General features: G+C 45.6%; 13 protein-coding genes. 6 read left to right on the plus strand and 7 right to left on the minus strand.

Translation table 11 applies throughout. The annotated features are described in order from the left end of the window. Positions 1-269: 269 nt before the first annotated feature. The 4 genes from cgtA to folA all read left to right on the plus strand — a co-directional run bounded on the left by cgtA (position 270) and on the right by folA (position 3,297). Positions 270-1,442 (plus strand): Obg family GTPase CgtA, encoded by a 1,173-nt coding sequence (gene cgtA, locus OH458_RS19575; RefSeq protein ID WP_038191352.1) that lies wholly within the window; start codon positions 270-272, stop codon positions 1,440-1,442. Between the two features lie 116 nt (positions 1,443-1,558). Continuing rightward, on the plus strand, positions 1,559-2,326 hold the full coding sequence (locus tag OH458_RS19580; protein WP_005476874.1) for a threonine/serine exporter family protein: 768 nt from the start codon (positions 1,559-1,561) through the stop codon (positions 2,324-2,326). Continuing rightward, positions 2,323-2,796 carry a threonine/serine exporter family protein gene (locus tag OH458_RS19585; RefSeq protein ID WP_038137715.1) on the plus strand — a complete coding sequence of 158 codons (474 nt, stop codon included), beginning with the start codon at positions 2,323-2,325 and terminating at the stop codon, positions 2,794-2,796. The genes OH458_RS19580 and OH458_RS19585 overlap by 4 nt, the downstream gene beginning before the upstream one ends. 15 nt (positions 2,797-2,811) lie before the next feature. Then, positions 2,812-3,297 (plus strand): type 3 dihydrofolate reductase, encoded by a 486-nt coding sequence (gene folA, locus OH458_RS19590; RefSeq protein WP_269979530.1) that lies wholly within the window; start codon positions 2,812-2,814, stop codon positions 3,295-3,297. Positions 3,298-3,355: 58 nt separating this feature from the next. Here folA and apaH read toward each other — a convergent pair whose 3' ends face one another. From apaH to lptD, 6 genes are all read right to left on the minus strand, one after another. Then, complete coding sequence (gene apaH, locus OH458_RS19595; RefSeq protein WP_269979531.1) at positions 3,356-4,165, minus strand: bis(5'-nucleosyl)-tetraphosphatase (symmetrical) ApaH; 810 nt, start codon at positions 4,163-4,165, stop codon at positions 3,356-3,358. 18 nt (positions 4,166-4,183) lie between these two features. Continuing rightward, positions 4,184-4,561 carry a Co2+/Mg2+ efflux protein ApaG gene (gene apaG / locus OH458_RS19600; RefSeq protein ID WP_005476879.1) on the minus strand — a complete coding sequence of 126 codons (378 nt, stop codon included), beginning with the start codon at positions 4,559-4,561 and terminating at the stop codon, positions 4,184-4,186. 69 nt (positions 4,562-4,630) lie between these two features. Further along, the gene (rsmA, locus tag OH458_RS19605) at positions 4,631-5,437 is read right to left on the minus strand and encodes a 16S rRNA (adenine(1518)-N(6)/adenine(1519)-N(6))-dimethyltransferase RsmA (protein WP_005476881.1); all 807 of its coding nucleotides are present in this window, start codon (positions 5,435-5,437) and stop codon (positions 4,631-4,633) included. A gap of 12 nt (positions 5,438-5,449) precedes the next feature. Continuing rightward, positions 5,450-6,442 carry a 4-hydroxythreonine-4-phosphate dehydrogenase PdxA gene (gene pdxA, locus OH458_RS19610; RefSeq protein ID WP_269979532.1) on the minus strand — a complete coding sequence of 331 codons (993 nt, stop codon included), beginning with the start codon at positions 6,440-6,442 and terminating at the stop codon, positions 5,450-5,452. Beyond that, a complete protein-coding gene (gene surA / locus OH458_RS19615; protein WP_269979533.1) occupies positions 6,432-7,727 on the minus strand; it encodes a peptidylprolyl isomerase SurA in 1,296 nt (431 codons plus the stop codon). Before surA ends, pdxA begins: the two co-directional genes overlap by 11 nt. 50 nt (positions 7,728-7,777) lie before the next feature. Next, a complete protein-coding gene (lptD, locus tag OH458_RS19620; RefSeq protein WP_269979534.1) occupies positions 7,778-10,093 on the minus strand; it encodes an LPS assembly protein LptD in 2,316 nt (771 codons plus the stop codon). A 193-nt stretch (positions 10,094-10,286) separates the two neighbouring features. Here lptD and djlA point away from each other — a divergent pair, with 193 nt between their 5' ends. Together djlA and OH458_RS19630 are read left to right on the plus strand one after the other, a co-directional pair. Continuing rightward, complete coding sequence (gene djlA / locus OH458_RS19625; RefSeq protein WP_269979535.1) at positions 10,287-11,138, plus strand: co-chaperone DjlA; 852 nt, start codon at positions 10,287-10,289, stop codon at positions 11,136-11,138. Between the two features lie 235 nt (positions 11,139-11,373). Further along, positions 11,374-12,513 (plus strand): HD-GYP domain-containing protein, encoded by a 1,140-nt coding sequence (locus tag OH458_RS19630; RefSeq protein WP_269979536.1) that lies wholly within the window; start codon positions 11,374-11,376, stop codon positions 12,511-12,513. 126 nt (positions 12,514-12,639) lie between these two features. On the opposite strand, the gene OH458_RS19635 is transcribed toward OH458_RS19630, so the two are convergent. Next, positions 12,640-16,194 (minus strand): FG-GAP repeat domain-containing protein, encoded by a 3,555-nt coding sequence (locus OH458_RS19635; protein WP_269979537.1) that lies wholly within the window; start codon positions 16,192-16,194, stop codon positions 12,640-12,642. Positions 16,195-16,535 lie beyond the last annotated feature (341 nt).

Raw genomic sequence — 16,535 nt, forward strand, 5'->3', positions numbered from 1 at the left:
AGCTTTCAAGCTGAATTCAAAAGCCCTGCCGATTCGGCGGGGTTTTTTATTTATGGCGACTTGGGTTTGCCAACATTGCGGAATGAATACTAAGGCACTCTGGTAAAGAGTCCCTTCATATTTGTTCCAGTAGCAGAACATTACAGATCTAAGGTGATCAGTCTGAGATTGGAATCTGCTAGAATTTGTATCATTCACTTCACCTTGGTGGAGTTTGAGATGATATTTGCAACGCAGCTATGACACATAGCAAAAGGGCGGAGTAAGAGATGAAATTCGTTGATGAAGCGGTAGTAAAAGTTCAAGCCGGTGATGGCGGTAACGGTGTAGTGAGTTTCTGGCGAGAGAAATTCGTTGCGAAAGGTGGCCCTGATGGTGGTGATGGTGGCGATGGCGGTGATGTATATATCCAAGCTGACGAAAACCTAAATACCTTGATCGATTACCGTTTCCAACGCTTCTATGAAGCAGAACGTGGTGAAAACGGTCGCGGCGGAAACTGTACAGGTAAGCGCGGCAAAGACAATGTATTGCGTGTTCCAGTTGGTACACGTGCAGTTGATATCCATACCAATGAAATCGTTGCGGAAGTGGCGGAGCATGGTAAGAAAGTGATGATCGCGAAAGGCGGTTGGCATGGTCTGGGTAACACGCGTTTTAAATCGTCAGTAAACCGAGCGCCACGTCAAAAAACGCTAGGTACTAAAGGTGAAATCCGTGAGATTCGCTTAGAGCTACTGCTACTTGCGGATGTGGGCATGCTAGGCCTACCTAATGCGGGTAAGTCGACATTTATTCGAGCGGTGTCTGCGGCGAAACCAAAAGTTGCTGACTACCCGTTTACAACACTTATCCCGAGCCTAGGGGTAGTGAGTGTGGTCCCTGAGAAGAGCTTTGTGGTTGCTGATATTCCAGGCTTGATTGAAGGCGCAGCGGACGGTGCTGGACTTGGCATTCGCTTCCTGAAGCACCTAGAGCGTTGTCGAGTGCTTTTGCACATGATCGACATTATGCCAATTGATCAATCTGATCCTGTTCAGAATGCATTGACGATCATAGATGAGCTTGAGCAGTACAGTGAAAAACTGGCTGATAAACCACGTTGGTTGATCTTCAATAAAGTCGATCTGATGCCAGAAGAAGAAGCTAACGAAGTGATCCAAAATATTCTTGATGCACTTGGTTGGGAAGAGGATTACTACAAGATTTCAGCGGTGAATCGTCAAGGCACTAAAGAGCTTTGTTATAAGCTGGCTGACTTTATGGAAAATCTACCTCGTGAAGAAGAAGAGCTTTCTGAAGAAGAGAAAGTTGACTTCATGTGGGATGATTACCACAAAGATGCGATGGCCGGTAAAGACGTGATCACTGAAGATGATGACGACTGGGATGATTGGGACGACGAAGAAGATGACGGCCACGTTGTCTACGTTCGTGACTAATCAGTGAAACTATATCTAAGCCGCAATGACTATTGCGGCTTTTTTGTGTCTAAATCAAATCATGATGTTGCAATTCCGAGGACAATAGCCGGATTCTAAAGGAGTAGGATTGTTATATGGCATCTAAGCAACGCGCCGTTTCCCGCATGATCGCCCAAGCAGGGCAAATGCTGTTGGCTCACGGCGCTGAAAGTACATTAGTTGGTGACTTGATGCGCCGCTTTGGTATGGCATCAGGCATGGATGAAGTTGAGGTTTCTCTGTCTGCCAGTTCTTTGGTGGTAACGACTGTCTATCAAGAACACTGCATCACGACCGCTCGTCGTTGTCCTGACAGAGGGATCAACATGCGGGCGATAACTCAAGTTCAGCGCATCTGTATTATGTTAGAGCGTGGCATCATTGACTCAACAATGGCTCAGAAGAAACTCAACCAGATCAGCCCTGAACGTTATAACCGCTGGTTAGTGGTATTCATGATCGGTTTGTCGTGCGCGGCGTTCAGTCGTCTAGCTGGGGGAGATTGGGCCGTGTTTGTGATGACGTTTATTGCGTCTGCTACGGGTATGGTTGTTCGACAAGAAATTGGTCATCGTCACTTTAATCCACTTTTGAACTTTGCCGCGACCGCTTTTGTCACTACCGCCGTTTCCGCTCAGGCGGTGATTTATGACATCGGAAACTCCCCTTCGATCGTTATGGCATCATCTGTTTTGATGCTCGTCCCTGGTTTCCCTTTGATTAACTCTGTAGCGGATATGCTCAAGGGCTACATCAATATGGGCATTGCGCGCTTTGTTATGGCAAGTCTTCTAACCTTGGCAACCAGTTTAGGAATCGTAGCCGCCATGAGCTTAGTCGGTGTTTGGGGGTGGGTAGCATGATCTCAATAGAACTGCTGTTAGGTTTGCTCAACGACATGTTGTTTGCTGCAATCCCCGCTGTTGGGTTTGCTTTGGTTTTCAACGTGCCGCAGAAAGCCCTGATGTATTGTGCGTTAGGCGGAGCAATAGGTCATGGTTCACGTTACTTGATGATGCACTTTGGTATTCCGATAGAGTGGGCAACCTTCTTTGCAGCCATGATCGTGAGTATGGTTGGCATTCATTGGTCACACCGCTTTCTTGCTCACCCAAAAGTATTTACCGTTGCCGCTTTGATTCCAATGGTCCCTGGGGTATTTGCTTTTAAAGCGATGATCGCTTTAGTTGAATTGAACCACCGAGGCTACAGCCCTGAATTAGTAGCGATGTTGATGGAGAACTTCTTAAAGGCAATGTTTATTATCGCTGGATTAGCAGTTGGTCTTGCGATGCCTGGCTTGCTATTCTATCGCCGTAAACCCATTGTCTAACTCAGGAGTAAGTGAATGATCATTAGCATGATCGCTGCCATGGCAAACGATCGAATTATCGGCAAAGACAATCAAATGCCTTGGCATTTACCTGCGGATTTTGCCTGGTTTAAGCGCTGTACTATGGGAAAGCCCGTTGTGATGGGGCGCAAGACTTATGACTCGATTGGTCGACCTCTACCTGGTCGCGAGAACATTGTCATTAGCCGAGATGCTAGCCTGACGATTGAAGGGGTGACTACGGTTACGTCGATTGATGATGCTTTGAAGGCGGCAGGCGATGTGGATGAGGTCATGATCATTGGTGGTGGAGCAATTTATGCCGCTTGTTTGCCTTTGGCCAATAAGTTGTACGTGACCCATATTGACGCTTGTGTTGATGGGGATACACAGTTCCCAGATTGGGGGACTGAGTTCGAAGAGTGTTACTCAGAGACGTTTACCGCAGATGAGAAGAATGCCTATAACATGCGTTTTGTCGTGTTGGAAAAGAACAGCTAGCAATTGACTAACCTTTCAAAATAAAAACGGTTGATGTTATCGCATCAACCGTTTTTATTTATCGCTTTAACGCATCCTGTGTGAAGTACGTTTTATCTTCCCAACGCAGCATCGTTAAACTGCCACCCCAAACACATCCGGTATCTAAACCGATCACGTCTTTACCGTCATAACCTTCCAGTGCAGCCCAGTGACCAAACAGGACGGGCTTGGTGAGAGGAATCCTTTCTTTAAGGTTAAACCAAGGAACAAACTTATCGCCGCTCACTTCTCGTGGTGGCAATTTACACCCCATATCCAGTCGCCCATCAGGAAGGCAAAAGCGCATGCGCGTAAATGCATTGATAATATAACGGTAGCGATCGATACCTTGTAGAGTCTCCTGCCAAAAGTCAGGTTGATTGTCGTACATGTTTTCGATCAGCCACGTCCAATCATCACCTCGTAGGCAGGCTTCGACTTCGTTCGCGTACTGGCGAGCTTGTTCAAGTGTCCATTGTGGCGAGACACCCGCGTGACACATCACAAACTCAGGATGCTCAGCAAGTAATGGCTGTTTTCTTAGCCAATGGAGTAACTCATCTCGGTCTTCTGCATCAAAAATTGGCGCTGTTTTATCTTTGTTTTTGGGTTTGTGGATGCCCAGAGCAACCGCGAGAAGGTGCAAATCATGATTACCTAAGACGACTTTGGCGCTGTCACCAAGGCTACGTACAAATCTTAGTGTCTCTAAAGATTTAGGACCTCTAGCTACCAGATCTCCCGCAAACCATAGGGTGTCTTTTTTGGGATTGAAGCTTACGGTTTTGAGAAGGAGTTGTAGCTCGTCAAAGCAACCTTGAATATCGCCAACAATATATGTAGCCAAAATCGCCCCTGTCGTTGATTAGTTGAGAATATTAGGAATCGCGAGTCGAAATGGATCAATTTCCGCGATGAACTGATTGCCTTTTTCATCCAACATCATGTACTGACCTTGCATGACACCAACAGGTGTTTCAATAGCGGTACCGCTGCTGTAGGTGTACTCATCATTGCTGGGAATAAAAGGCTGTTGACCCACCACACCATCGCCTTCTATGGTCAGTTGCTTGCCATTCGCATCTGTAATCAACCAGCGTCGGCTCTGAAGCTGAACCGTTTGGTTGCTTAGGTTTTTAATCGTGATCATATAGGCGAAGAGGTAGCGGTTGGCATCTGGTTGAGATTGCTCAGGAATGTACTTACTGTGAACTTGGACTTTTATACAAGGGACTGCTTCCATGTAAACTCCTTTATAAAGTCGAAAAAGGGCGATAAACCAATGTTTATCACCCTTTGATTTTAACTGAAACTACTTGCGATTGGCATCTAACCAGTTCGCCAAGTCAACAAACTGTTTCAAGGTGAGGTTCTCCGGACGCATCCCTGGGTTGATGTCTAAACTCTCCAAGGTTTCCGCATCAACCAAGCCTTTGTAACAGTTACGGACTGTTTTGCGGCGTTGGTTAAAGCCTTCACGACAGACGCGATCAAGCCAGTTTAGGTTTGTCGCCGGATAAGGCAACTCCTCGTATGGAACTAGGCGTACGACCGCTGAATCCACTTTTGGTGGTGGCACGAAGGCTGTCGGTGGCACTTCGAGAACAGGGACCACTTTACAGTAGTATTGTGCCATCACGGTTAGACGACCATACGCTTTGGTACCAGGCCCTGCCGCTAAGCGGTTAACCACTTCTTTTTGCAGCATAAAGTGCATGTCTTGCACATCTTTATGGTACTCAAACAAGTGGAACATCAATGGCGTGGAGATGTTGTAAGGAAGGTTACCGAAGATGCGTAGCTTGTTGTTTGGCTTCACTAGTTGTGTGAAGTCAAAGCGCATCGCATCGCCTTCATGAATCGTGAGTTTATCCGCCAATTCAGGGTGGTTACGTAAGCGTTCGGCTAGATCTCGGTCAAGCTCAATAACCGTGAACTTATCGACTTCACGGCCAACAGGCTCCGTGATTGCGCCAAGGCCCGGGCCAATCTCTACAAGATTCTGCCCAGGTCTAGGATTAATCGCAGATACGATCCCATCAATAATGTAAGGATCGTTCAGGAAGTTTTGACCAAAGCGTTTACGTGCTTTGTGCCCTAAGTGGACATCATTTCTCATAATTTTCTCAAGTTAACTGGTTTTCTTTTCGACTAGCTCAATCGCATGAGCGAGTGCAGTTCTAAAGCTTCCTGTGTCTGCATTGCCTGAACCTGCCAAGTCTAATGCAGTGCCGTGATCAACGGAGGTCCTGATAAAAGGTAGGCCCAAAGTAATGTTTACTGAGCGACCAAAGCCTTTGTATTTTAGTACAGGAAGTACCTGATCGTGATACATCCCTAACACTGCATCGGCTTCCTCAAGGTACTTCTCGTTGAAGATAGTATCTGCCGGAAGTGGGCCGATTAAGTCAAGGCCATCGCGTTGACGCAGCATTTCAAGTGTTGGTGTGATGGTCTCTATCTCTTCATTGCCGAGACAGCCATCTTCACCAGCATGTGGATTTAGGCCACATACGTAGATCTTAGGCGATGGAATCGCAAACTTCTCAACCAAATCAGTATGAAGAATGTTGATAATGCTTTCCAAGCGCTCTGCGGTGACCGCTTTCGAGACATACGCAAGCGGTATATGGGTTGTGACCAACGCTACACGCAGTCCTTCTGTGGCTAACATCATCACCACCAAAGGGGTATTGGATTTCTCTGCGAAAAATTCAGTATGGCCGCTGAAGGCGACTCCCGCTCGATTGATGACCCCTTTGTGCACAGGGCCGGTGACAATAGCATCAAACTCACCACTCATACAGCCCAAAGCGGCTCTTTCCAGTGTTTTTAATACATAATGTCCGTTCGCCTCGTTGAGTTCCCCGGCAACCGCTGGGCTATCAAGCGCAATATGATCGACAATGAGAGAGCCAGCTTGTTGAGCGGTTGCTGGACTACCCATTTGATAATCCAGTAGTTCGACGTCAATTCCAAGTTGCTGCGCTCGCTGCTGGAGCAACTGCTTGTCAGCGCTGACGACAATTTGATGGGCCCAACTCTCTTTAGACAGTGCCAATACGAGATCGGGGCCGATTCCAGCGGGCTCTCCAGCGGTGACGATGATGCGCTTAACTGTCATCTTCGTTGTCCTCAAGAATTTCAACAAAGGCACTCGCTCTTAGCTCTTGAAGCCAAGCGCTCGCTTCTTCATTGAACTTACGGTTAAACAAAATGCGGTAAGCTTTGTTCTTCATCGCAGAATCGGTACGGTCTACCTGACGGCGGTCAAGTACTTCGACAATGTGCCAGCCATGTACGGTTTTGAAAGGTTCACTGATTTGACCTTCTGGCAGCGTATCCACTTGGTGCTTAAACTCAGGCACATAAAGATCAGACGTTTGATAGCCTAGCTCACCATTTTGCGCAGCAGAGCCAGGGTCTTGGCTATATTGACGTGCCAACTCACCAAAGGTCGCTTCACCAGCCTGGATACGCTCAATAATTTCATTTAACTCTTTTTGAACGCCTTCATCACTCAGAATAACGGTTGGTCGAATCAGAATATGGCGGGCATTCACTTCTGTAACGGCGACGGTTTCAAGACCCTTTACGTCATCAATTTTTAGAATATGGAAACCAACACCGCTTCGAAACGGGCCAATAACGCTGCCCTTGTTTTCTAAGTTGATGTTGTCCGCGAAGATGGTTGGCATCTCTTCTTTACGCATCCAGCCCCAATCACCACCTTGAAGTGCTTTTGGACCTTTAGAGTAGGTGTAAGCCATGGTTGCGAAGTCGGCACCCTCTTTGAGTTTAGCGACAATATCCTTGGCTTGTTTTTCTAGCGCTGATGCATCATCGTCATCGTTGACACGCAGCTGGATATGACTGATTTTGTACTGAACAGTGGCGTTGGTCTCTTGGGCTAAGATGTTGGCTAAGTTATCCACTTCTGCCGGTAAGATATTGATGCGTCGACGAACCAGTGCATTGCGTGCCTCTGTTGCTGCGATTTCCTTGCGCACTTGCTCGCGAAATTCAGAGTACTCTAAGCCTTCTGCGGCAATCGAGTCGCTCAACTGCTCAATGGTTTGGTTGTTATTTTTAGCGATCTCTTCGATAGCCTGATTGAGCCGATTGTCATCGATACGCACACCGATTCGCTCTGCTTCTTGCTGCTGTAGAGTGTCAATAATCAGCTTCTCTGTCACTTGCTGACGTAGAACCTCTTGCTCTGGTAAGCCTTGACCATTTTTGCGTGCATTAGCCTTTAGAGTTTTAATTGAAGTGTCAATATCACTCTCAAGAATGACTCCGCTGTTTACAATGACATTAATTTTATCAAGTGCGACTGGCTGAGCGTATGCCAAGGTAAACTGGCTTGCCGCAAACAGTGCTAACAACGACTTTTTCCAAAATTTCATTTGTAGTCCTATCCATTCATCGCTTGCTTGTTAGACAGCAAGCGGTCAAATTAGTTGTTTAAGAAGAATGGGCGACCGTAGCCCAATGAGTTATCACTGCTTCCTGAACCACCACCTAGGTTGGTACCAAAGCCTATAATGCCGAAGTTAACACTGAAGTTGCTTTCATACTTAGGCTCTGAATTCGGGTAACTGTTGAAATCAGGTTTCCAGTTACGCAACTGATTACTGTATGAGAAACCTACATACCAACAATCCGAGGTGTAGTTAATTCGGCCTAGCCATTCAATGGTTTGTTCAGTGGTAAAATCATAAAAGTACTGCAAGCTGGTATCCCAGTGACGAGTCAATTGATAACTGGCCAGTAATCCACCTTGCGAAATGCCGTCTTCAGTAATTGCATCGAGGTCACCTAGGCTATCTCCTAAGGTATTTTCGATGTAGCTACGGGTAACGTAACGATAGTTACCTTGTAGGTAACCTTTATCGAAACGATATTCTAGCGTGCTGTTTCCTAGCTGAACTTCGCTTGAGTCAACATCGTACTGAATACCGCCGTGGTAGAACAAGTAATCGCCGTAGTTGAAATCCATTTCAACCGCCCACGCAGAATAATTTGACGGTTTTTCTGCAGTGCTATCAAGGCGATTGGTTCTGTCTAGATAGATTATTTGACCGAAGGAGACACTCAGGCGCTCTTTATAGTCACTATCGTAAAAACGCGAGCTCGCACCGTAGCTAAACTGATTGGCACCTTGGATTTTATCGACACCACTGTATTTTCGGCTACGGAACAAGCCGTAATAGTCGGTTTGAAGCAAGGTCGTATCGTAGTTGCCGATGTTATTTTGTTCGACTTCTGGAATATACAGATACTGAATCTGAGGCTCGAGCGTTTGAGTGTAATCGTCCATTACCACGGTATCGCGCTCTAGAACAACACCAGCAAGCGAGCGGACTTCTGGCATGATTCGATTAACTTGCTCTTCTAGCTCGCTGTCCACCACTCCATTGAGGTCTTGTTGATAGTAGGTGCTGAGTAAGCGCGCTTCTGTCACCCATGAACCCCAAGTTGTACCGAGCGGCACCGTTAGACCCGGCTCAATATGAACGCGTGTTGCAGAAGGCTTGCCTTTGGCCTCTGTGTCAAAACGTGTGATGTGGCTAATGACATCGAAATCTAGATAGCGCAGTAACTCTGGCGCGTAGTAGTTAAGTTTCAACTGCGGCAAAATATGATAAGGCAGGTTGTCACTTTCGGTCAGTACCTGGAAATCACGTGTCAGGAGTGTTGCATCCCAATTGTTTGCGCGGTACTGAACTTGTCCTTCTTGGACAAGTTGGCCATCTTCTCGGCTACCAATACTTGAATCAACATCGGTAAAGTAGTCAACATCACTGACTTGTGAGTAATCGATGTTAAATTTCCAAGCCTGCTCGTAGATACCTTCGTGTTTATATTGGAAACCCCAGCGATCACCTTTCTCGTCAAACTTGCGATCATTAGGCAAATATTCGGCGTCTATCTCACCTTCACCGAAGATAGTGAGATATCTGAATTTGCTGTTCAGTTGCGTGCCGCGCAGTTGCATGTGCTTGATGGTGGTCTCAAGATCGTAGTTCGGTGCAATATTCCAATAAAATGGAACTTCAACTTCTAGACCATCACTCGAACCATAAGACGCTGTGGGGTAAAGAAAACCGGTCTTACGAGTGTCACCGATAGGAACAGTAAGATAAGGCATGTAGAAAACAGGCACGTCCAGCACTTCGAAACGCGGATGATAGAAAGTGGCCACTTCTTCATTTTGGTCGACTTCAATGCCCGATGCTTTCATCGTCCAAGCGTTGTCGCCTTCTGGACAAGAGGTAATGCTTCCATCGTCTATCTCGTAAACCGCTTTACCAGTGCGAGCGATGTAGGCTGCGTTGCCACGGCCCGGTTCGCATAGAAACTTATATTGGGTGTTTTCAAGCGTGATGTTTTCCGACGATAGGCTATTGGTCACTCTGTCTGACGTTGACTTGACCGTTCCGTCACTAAACTCGACGTTACCCTCTGCAACAATGATGTTTTCGTTTTGGTGCAGAGTGACTTGATCGGCTTCAAAACGCTTGTTGCCCTGTACAACAACAACATCGCCTTGATAAGTTGCCTTATCGCCATTGATCGCTTCTAGGCGATCAGCTTCAACAGTCACGGGTTGCTGATTTGGGTTTTCTGGCTCTGGGGCGTTGATCAAACATTGATCTATAGCGGGCAGTTCCTGCACACTATCGTCTACCATAGCTTCTGCTTGAGTTTGAGGCACAAAAAGAGCAGCGCTGATTGAAGCGGCTAACAAGGTGCGGGAAGAACGTGGCATCGAGTTTTACTATCCTGTTTAACTTGATATATCCGGAGGCTGCGTTGACGAACCTCTGTAAATGGAGGATTGGTGTTCGCCATCTATAAACGACCGAATGTAAAATAAACGGTCCTTATGATAAAGGAATTTGTGGCTAACAGCACTATCAGACCGCGGAACGGTGAAAAAATTCAGAGATTGAGAGCACATAATGCATATTTTCGGCAAAATTTTAGGTTCGTTTTTTGGCTTTTTATTCGGTGGCGTATTTGGTGCGCTATTCGGACTCTTCATTGGCCACCAGTTTGATAAAGCACGCCGACTAAGACAGGCTGGCTTTAGTAGTAGCTTTGGCAATGGACCTAGCCAAGCAGAACGACAAGAGGAATTTTTTAAAGCGGCATTTGCTGTCATGGGGCATGTTGCGAAGGCCAAAGGTCAGGTTACTCGTGAAGAGATTCAACTCGCGACAGCCATGATGGATAGAATGAATTTGCACGGCGCTCAGAGAAAAGCCGCTCAGGAAGCGTTTCGTGAAGGCAAGGAGAGTGATTTTCCTCTAGAAACTGTGCTTGAACGAGTCAGAATTTCTGCTGGTGGACGTTTTGATTTGATGCAGTTTTTCCTAGAGTTACAGATTTCAGCCGCCTTTGCTGATGGTGATATTCACCCTAGTGAGCGCAGTGTGCTCCACAAGGTTGCGCGCGGGCTTGGATTTTCTGCCGATCAGCTTGAGCAGCGCTTGAAGATGCAAGAAGCTGCGTTTCGCTTTCAGCGTGGCGGATTTGGTGGTCAAAGTGGGGGGCAATCTCAACACTCCGGTGGTGCTTGGCAACAAACATCAAGTGCAGACCAACTTAGTGACGCCTACAAGCTGTTGGGTGTCGATAGCAGCGCCGATGCCAAAACAGTGAAGCGAGCGTATCGAAAACTGATGAATGAACACCACCCTGATAAATTGATGGCAAAGGGTCTGCCACCAGAGATGATGAATGTCGCCAAGGAAAAGGCGCAAGAGATTCAAAACGCGTACGATCTAATCAAAAAATCGAAAGGTTTTTAACGCGGTAACTGTTTTTCAATCTGAACACATTATGGGGCGCAAATTTGCGCCCCTTTTCGTGCTTGTAAACCTGCCCTCATCGAGTGTGCAAAATAAGTCGTAGAGCGCTTCAGAAGATCAGAATCTGCTCCAGATCAATTTAGTGTTTAAATTGTCATTAAAGTGGGGGTTTCCGGCTACGACTTTATTAATCACATCTACACTTATCAAAAAGGATGTAAGGGTGTGATTCGAGATGGAAGTGTTAACAACGAACATAGGAGCATTAGAGGCATACCAATGTGGTCTCAGTCATCAATTATCTGAGATCCAAAAGCGAATGAAAGTTCACCAACCCAAGCTAGCTAAAGTCTGCTTCGCCCTTTATGACAGTCGAGATCATTTACTCAGAAGTTACGCTGATAGTTCGTCACTTTCTCTGCGTTTGGCGCATTACGAAGCACCTCTGAGCTCTTTACCTTACCTCAAATCGTGTCTAGAGAGTCGCACCGAAGCTTATCTATCTGAGCTTAGTGACCTACATCCTTCTCCGCATGTTAGAGCCTTGTTGGGGGAGGGATTTCATTCTTCTGTGGCGATGCCTATTTTCGCTGAGCAGAGGTTTTGCGGATTTTTGTTTCTTAATTCTCACTACCCTGACGCTTTTACTCAGAGCGACATAAAGGCGCTCAAGCCTTATCTGAAAATGCTAGAAGTCGCTATTTTCTCGGAGTACCAACTCGTCCATTTGTTAGTGGAGAAATTGAGTAAATTGATCGCACGCTCTCCTGTTTATCAAAGGGAGTCTTTTAGCCATAAGCAACGGGTAGCCGCCTATACCAACATGATTGCCCTGGCGTTGGCGGATCATTATGACGTGGATGATGAGTTTGTTGAGCACCTTACTCTGTTTGCTCAATATCATGACATTGGCAAAATTCGACTATCACCTGAATTACTCTGCAAGCAGCAGGTTCTCACCGAAGATGAAGTGAACCAATTGCGTCAACATATTATTTTTGGGGAAGAGATTGTTGAGCAGCTTATTGCTGAGTTAAATGCGGTTGACCACCCAAGCGCAATACTGTTGCATGACGTGATTTCTTACCATTACGAGTTCTTAGATGGCGGCGGTTACCCACGACAATTACAAGCCGATGAGATACCTCTTGGCGCTCGCATCGTGTGTGTTGCGAACATCTTCGATGCGATGACAACACATAAACCATACAAGCAAGGCTGTTCTGTGCCTTATGCGCTATTAGAACTCGAAAAAATGGTCGCCATGAACAAACTCGATGCTCGCTGTGTCGATGCCTTGAGAAGTCATCAGCATCAGTTGAAATCGATTCTTGAACGTTACCCAGAAAGGGACCCGATGGAAGGCTTGTATTGAGTCATTAGTTTTCATTGAGTAATGATTTGTCTCCTTGGGTAGTTTTGGGTGATCAAAACTGGAGTAGTAAAGAAAGGGGCTGCCGCCAACACGCAGCTAGCCCATTTGTTTGAAAAGAACAGTTCCTTAATGAACGGTTTCTCTACCTAGCCAATATATTGCTTGGTTTGTTGCAAGCAACACCTCAAGTTCACCGTGAACTGAGCGACGAGCATGCATAGAGTGGCTTTGAGGGGAGCCGACTAGCGGAGGACTAGACCATATACTGTTACCGTCACTTGTAATACTTTTCATCACCAAGTCATCATTAGCGGACGTGTAATGGTCTGAACTACTCGTTATTGTAACTAAGAGAGTCTGTTGATCGTTGCTCATAGGGTTCACAATCATATCGACGATCTGGTAGTTCAGTGTTGTTTTGCTCACTTCTTCAAGGTTTGTACTCGAGACATTGAATAGGTGTAAGCTTCTCCCGTTATCGTTATAGCAAGCCAACTCTTTGTTGCTGTCTTTATCTGCATTCATAAAGGTTAGGCGTTGGCATGCAGTTTCGTTGCTTGATATGACTTTGAACCTAGAGCCTTCATACTCAAGCAGCGAGGTTTGATTAAAGCTATATGACGAGTTAAACAGGGCGATAAAAATACTGCCATCCACATTAACTATGTCAAAGTCTTTGATTCTAGACGTCGCAGTAAAAGTAGCGAGTAAGCGTTGATTCTGTATATCGACCGCTTTCAATGTGTTTGAGTCGAGATAAACCGCATCTTCATACCCATCCTCGTTGACATCGAATGCCTTGATTACATGAATATCATTGTCGTAATCACCAGTAATTTCATACTGGATGGTTGAGTCGTGCAATTGCATAACTCCAAACGAACCATCGTAAGTCTCTGAGGTTGGGATAAATATATCTCCCGCGCCATCTTGGTTATAGTCGGCTGTGACTGCAATCCTCGATCCGTCCCAATTTGAAGAGATTTCATCACTTGCGTCAATTTTGCCATCAAGTGTCATTGTTAGTACTTTTGAACCGTTATAGCCACTTCCTGTTCGAGGTACGAAAAATACAGCCCTTTCGTCGTTTTGCAGCATGTTGGCCCAGCCCGCAGCACTAAAACTGTCAAACTGGTGAGTAGTGAATCCTTTATCTACGCTAATGGAGGAGTAAGTGATATCAGCAGTAATTAGACTATCTTCTCCAGAGCTTGATATACCGGTACCCCAGATTAGTTCTTGTTGGCCATCGTTGTCGGCATCACCTGGAATTAGGGATACGGACCCGTGTCCCTGAGTCCGAACTGTCCATAGCTCGACTAGAGAGTTGTTTTCTAGGCTAAACGCAGTGACGTTTCCCCACTGACAGTCTCCAACCAAAAGCGCTGATTTCTTTTCATTAGGGAAAGAGGCCGAACTTAAGTCACATGTATTGAATCGATCTAGCGTGGCGAGCTGTGTCTTGTCAGTTGCTGAGTAGACATAAATGCTACCCCAAAGATCGGCACCAATAATTTCCTCAATGTGGTCATTGTTTATGTCAGCGACTTGTACGTAATGATCACCAAAACCCATGCCTAAATACCACTCATTGAGGCCTGTAGATAGGTCATAGACTAGACCGGTATTCGTTACTAGCTCGGATTGAGGATCAGTATCAATGTTGCCAAAAGCGATATCTTTGACTGAGTGGACATCAAAAATAAACGTTGGTGTGAGAGGTCTATTATATTCAACAACAGTAATCGTTTGATTGCTTCCTAGGCTGAGATAGACCAACTCATCTATGTCATCGTTATCTATGTCACCCACGAATGCACTTTGAATAACATTTTCGGTTGTGAGCAATGGTTTCGGTAACGCATTGAGATCGGAAATGGACCAGATGTGATGAGATGTCACCACCAAAATATCTTTGGAGCCATCATTATCAACATCGCTTCCTAAAACTTGAACCACACTTTCATCTTGACCAAATGAATATGGATACATCCATGATTGCTGATAGCCGTTCTCAGTATGTTTCAGCAAAAACACTCGACTGTGGCCATCTGTGGAAAGAATTTCGTTTTTTCCATCGTTGTCAAAGTCAGCGATAGCCATCGAATGGTTGATTTTAGGGACTTCTATGCCTGACCGTGCCAGCACCGCCACATCAGCCGAATGAACTTCAACCTGCTCGGAAAACACCGTGCTTCCGGTAGAAGGTGAGGAAAACGTAAAGGTATAGTTCTGAGTATGGAAAAGAGGGTTACTAGGGACTTGCCAAGTCATCGTGCCATTTTCACCAACACTAACGCCATCAGGTCCGGAGATAAGGGAAGCGCTGACCCCTGATGTATGTTGAAGATCAGGATCGTAAATAACAGCATTGAACTCAATGTAGTCGCCAGCGTTCACGGTGTCAGGTAAGTTTTCTATCTTGGCTTGTGCAGGAGCGTCTTCTATATTGATACTTAATCGGTTAGATTCGGCATAGTTACTTCCATCAAAAACCACCATTGAAACTTCGAGTGTATCTTTGAACACAGCCTTATACGCAGGGAAAACATTGCCGCTTACGTCAGGGACTATTTTATCGTTTATGTACCAGCGATAGCTGACCACGAGATCTTCAGTTGGTGTATCTAAATCTGAGTAATGGCCTGGCTGAACCTCAACAGGCGTTGTTGTATCGACATAAGACGCATACATTTTCGGAGGATTAGCTGAAGGAGGTATTGTCAATTGGTCCAGTTCAACTAATAGATACTCGTTGAGTGTGCCTGTTGTAAACACTTCAAGATCACTTAACCAGACCCCTTTTTCGTAATTTCCATCTTTGTTGTTATCTTCAGCGTATCGAATGGCTCCACGGTAGTAGGTGAGTAATCCATTTTTGTCAGCTGAAATTGTCACAGAATCATTTGACGAGGCGAGTGGGTAGAAGTGATCGCCTTCATAGGCTAGAGAGAGTTTCCCAATGGAGTCAATAAACACATTGCTACGAGCAGAGTAGTCTGGGTTAGTCGTGTTTGGAGCATAGAGGTGTTCACTCTCAAGCTTATATTGCTCTCCATTGACTGAAACGGTGACAAACTGAGTGATATTATATCCGGATTGGTTGCTATCGCCCGTGCTTGATATCATCCCGGAAATAAGGAATGTTACTTGTTCAGAAGTAGAGCTTAGTTTGTCAAAAAAGATCGAATATTCGTTCGAGTGCGTACTGAAGTTGTTTGCTGATATAACGGTTGTACCATTAATCTCTGACGAAGAATGGTTAGCTTTACACGCTTCATATGTGATTGAAGCGACTTCAGATGAACTCTCCGAGATCCCTTGATTGAATGTTACATACCCGCTAAACCCACATTGGTATCGACCATTGCTAAGATTGTTCTCCACATTGGATTTTGCCTCCCTAACTAGAACCGCTGCTAGATCGGGCAATGAGTCATCAAAGCTAATATTGAACGCTTTTTGGGCATACGTCAGTTCCAAGTTAGCTGTGGATGTGCGACCTACATAGCTTTTGTTCGCCAGTGTTTTTGATGCATTCTCAAGTTCCGATAGTGAATAGCGAGTTGCGTTGTTAATAACGTTCGAAGCTTCTGATGAATCACTACCTCCACCTCCGCCACACCCAGCCAATAACAGAATCGCCGATAGAGGAAGTAATACGGATCTTCCCTGATGCATGATGTGAATCCTTTTTATTATATGACGTTGTTGTTTATGGCTTGAATCATATATAAAACGAATTGAATGAGCACGTGATTGGGTGGTTGATTGTGATGCTTGTATCGTTATGTATTTGTTTAATAGGTACAAATCAGTGTAGATACTATTGTTGATTCATCAGTAGTGTAATGTAATTAGCACAGAGAGCGCGAATACACTTTATGGTATGTGGGAATGTGAGGGTAGGTCGTTATTCACAAAAAAAGCCTGATGAATTTCTTCATCAGGCTTTCTAATTCTTTACCACAAAAAAGTGGTGGCCCCTCGCAGACTTGAACTGCGGACCAATCGATTATGAG

The organism is Vibrio sp. MarTm2, assembly GCF_027587055.1.
Classification (GTDB): domain Bacteria; phylum Pseudomonadota; class Gammaproteobacteria; order Enterobacterales; family Vibrionaceae; genus Vibrio; species Vibrio sinaloensis_D.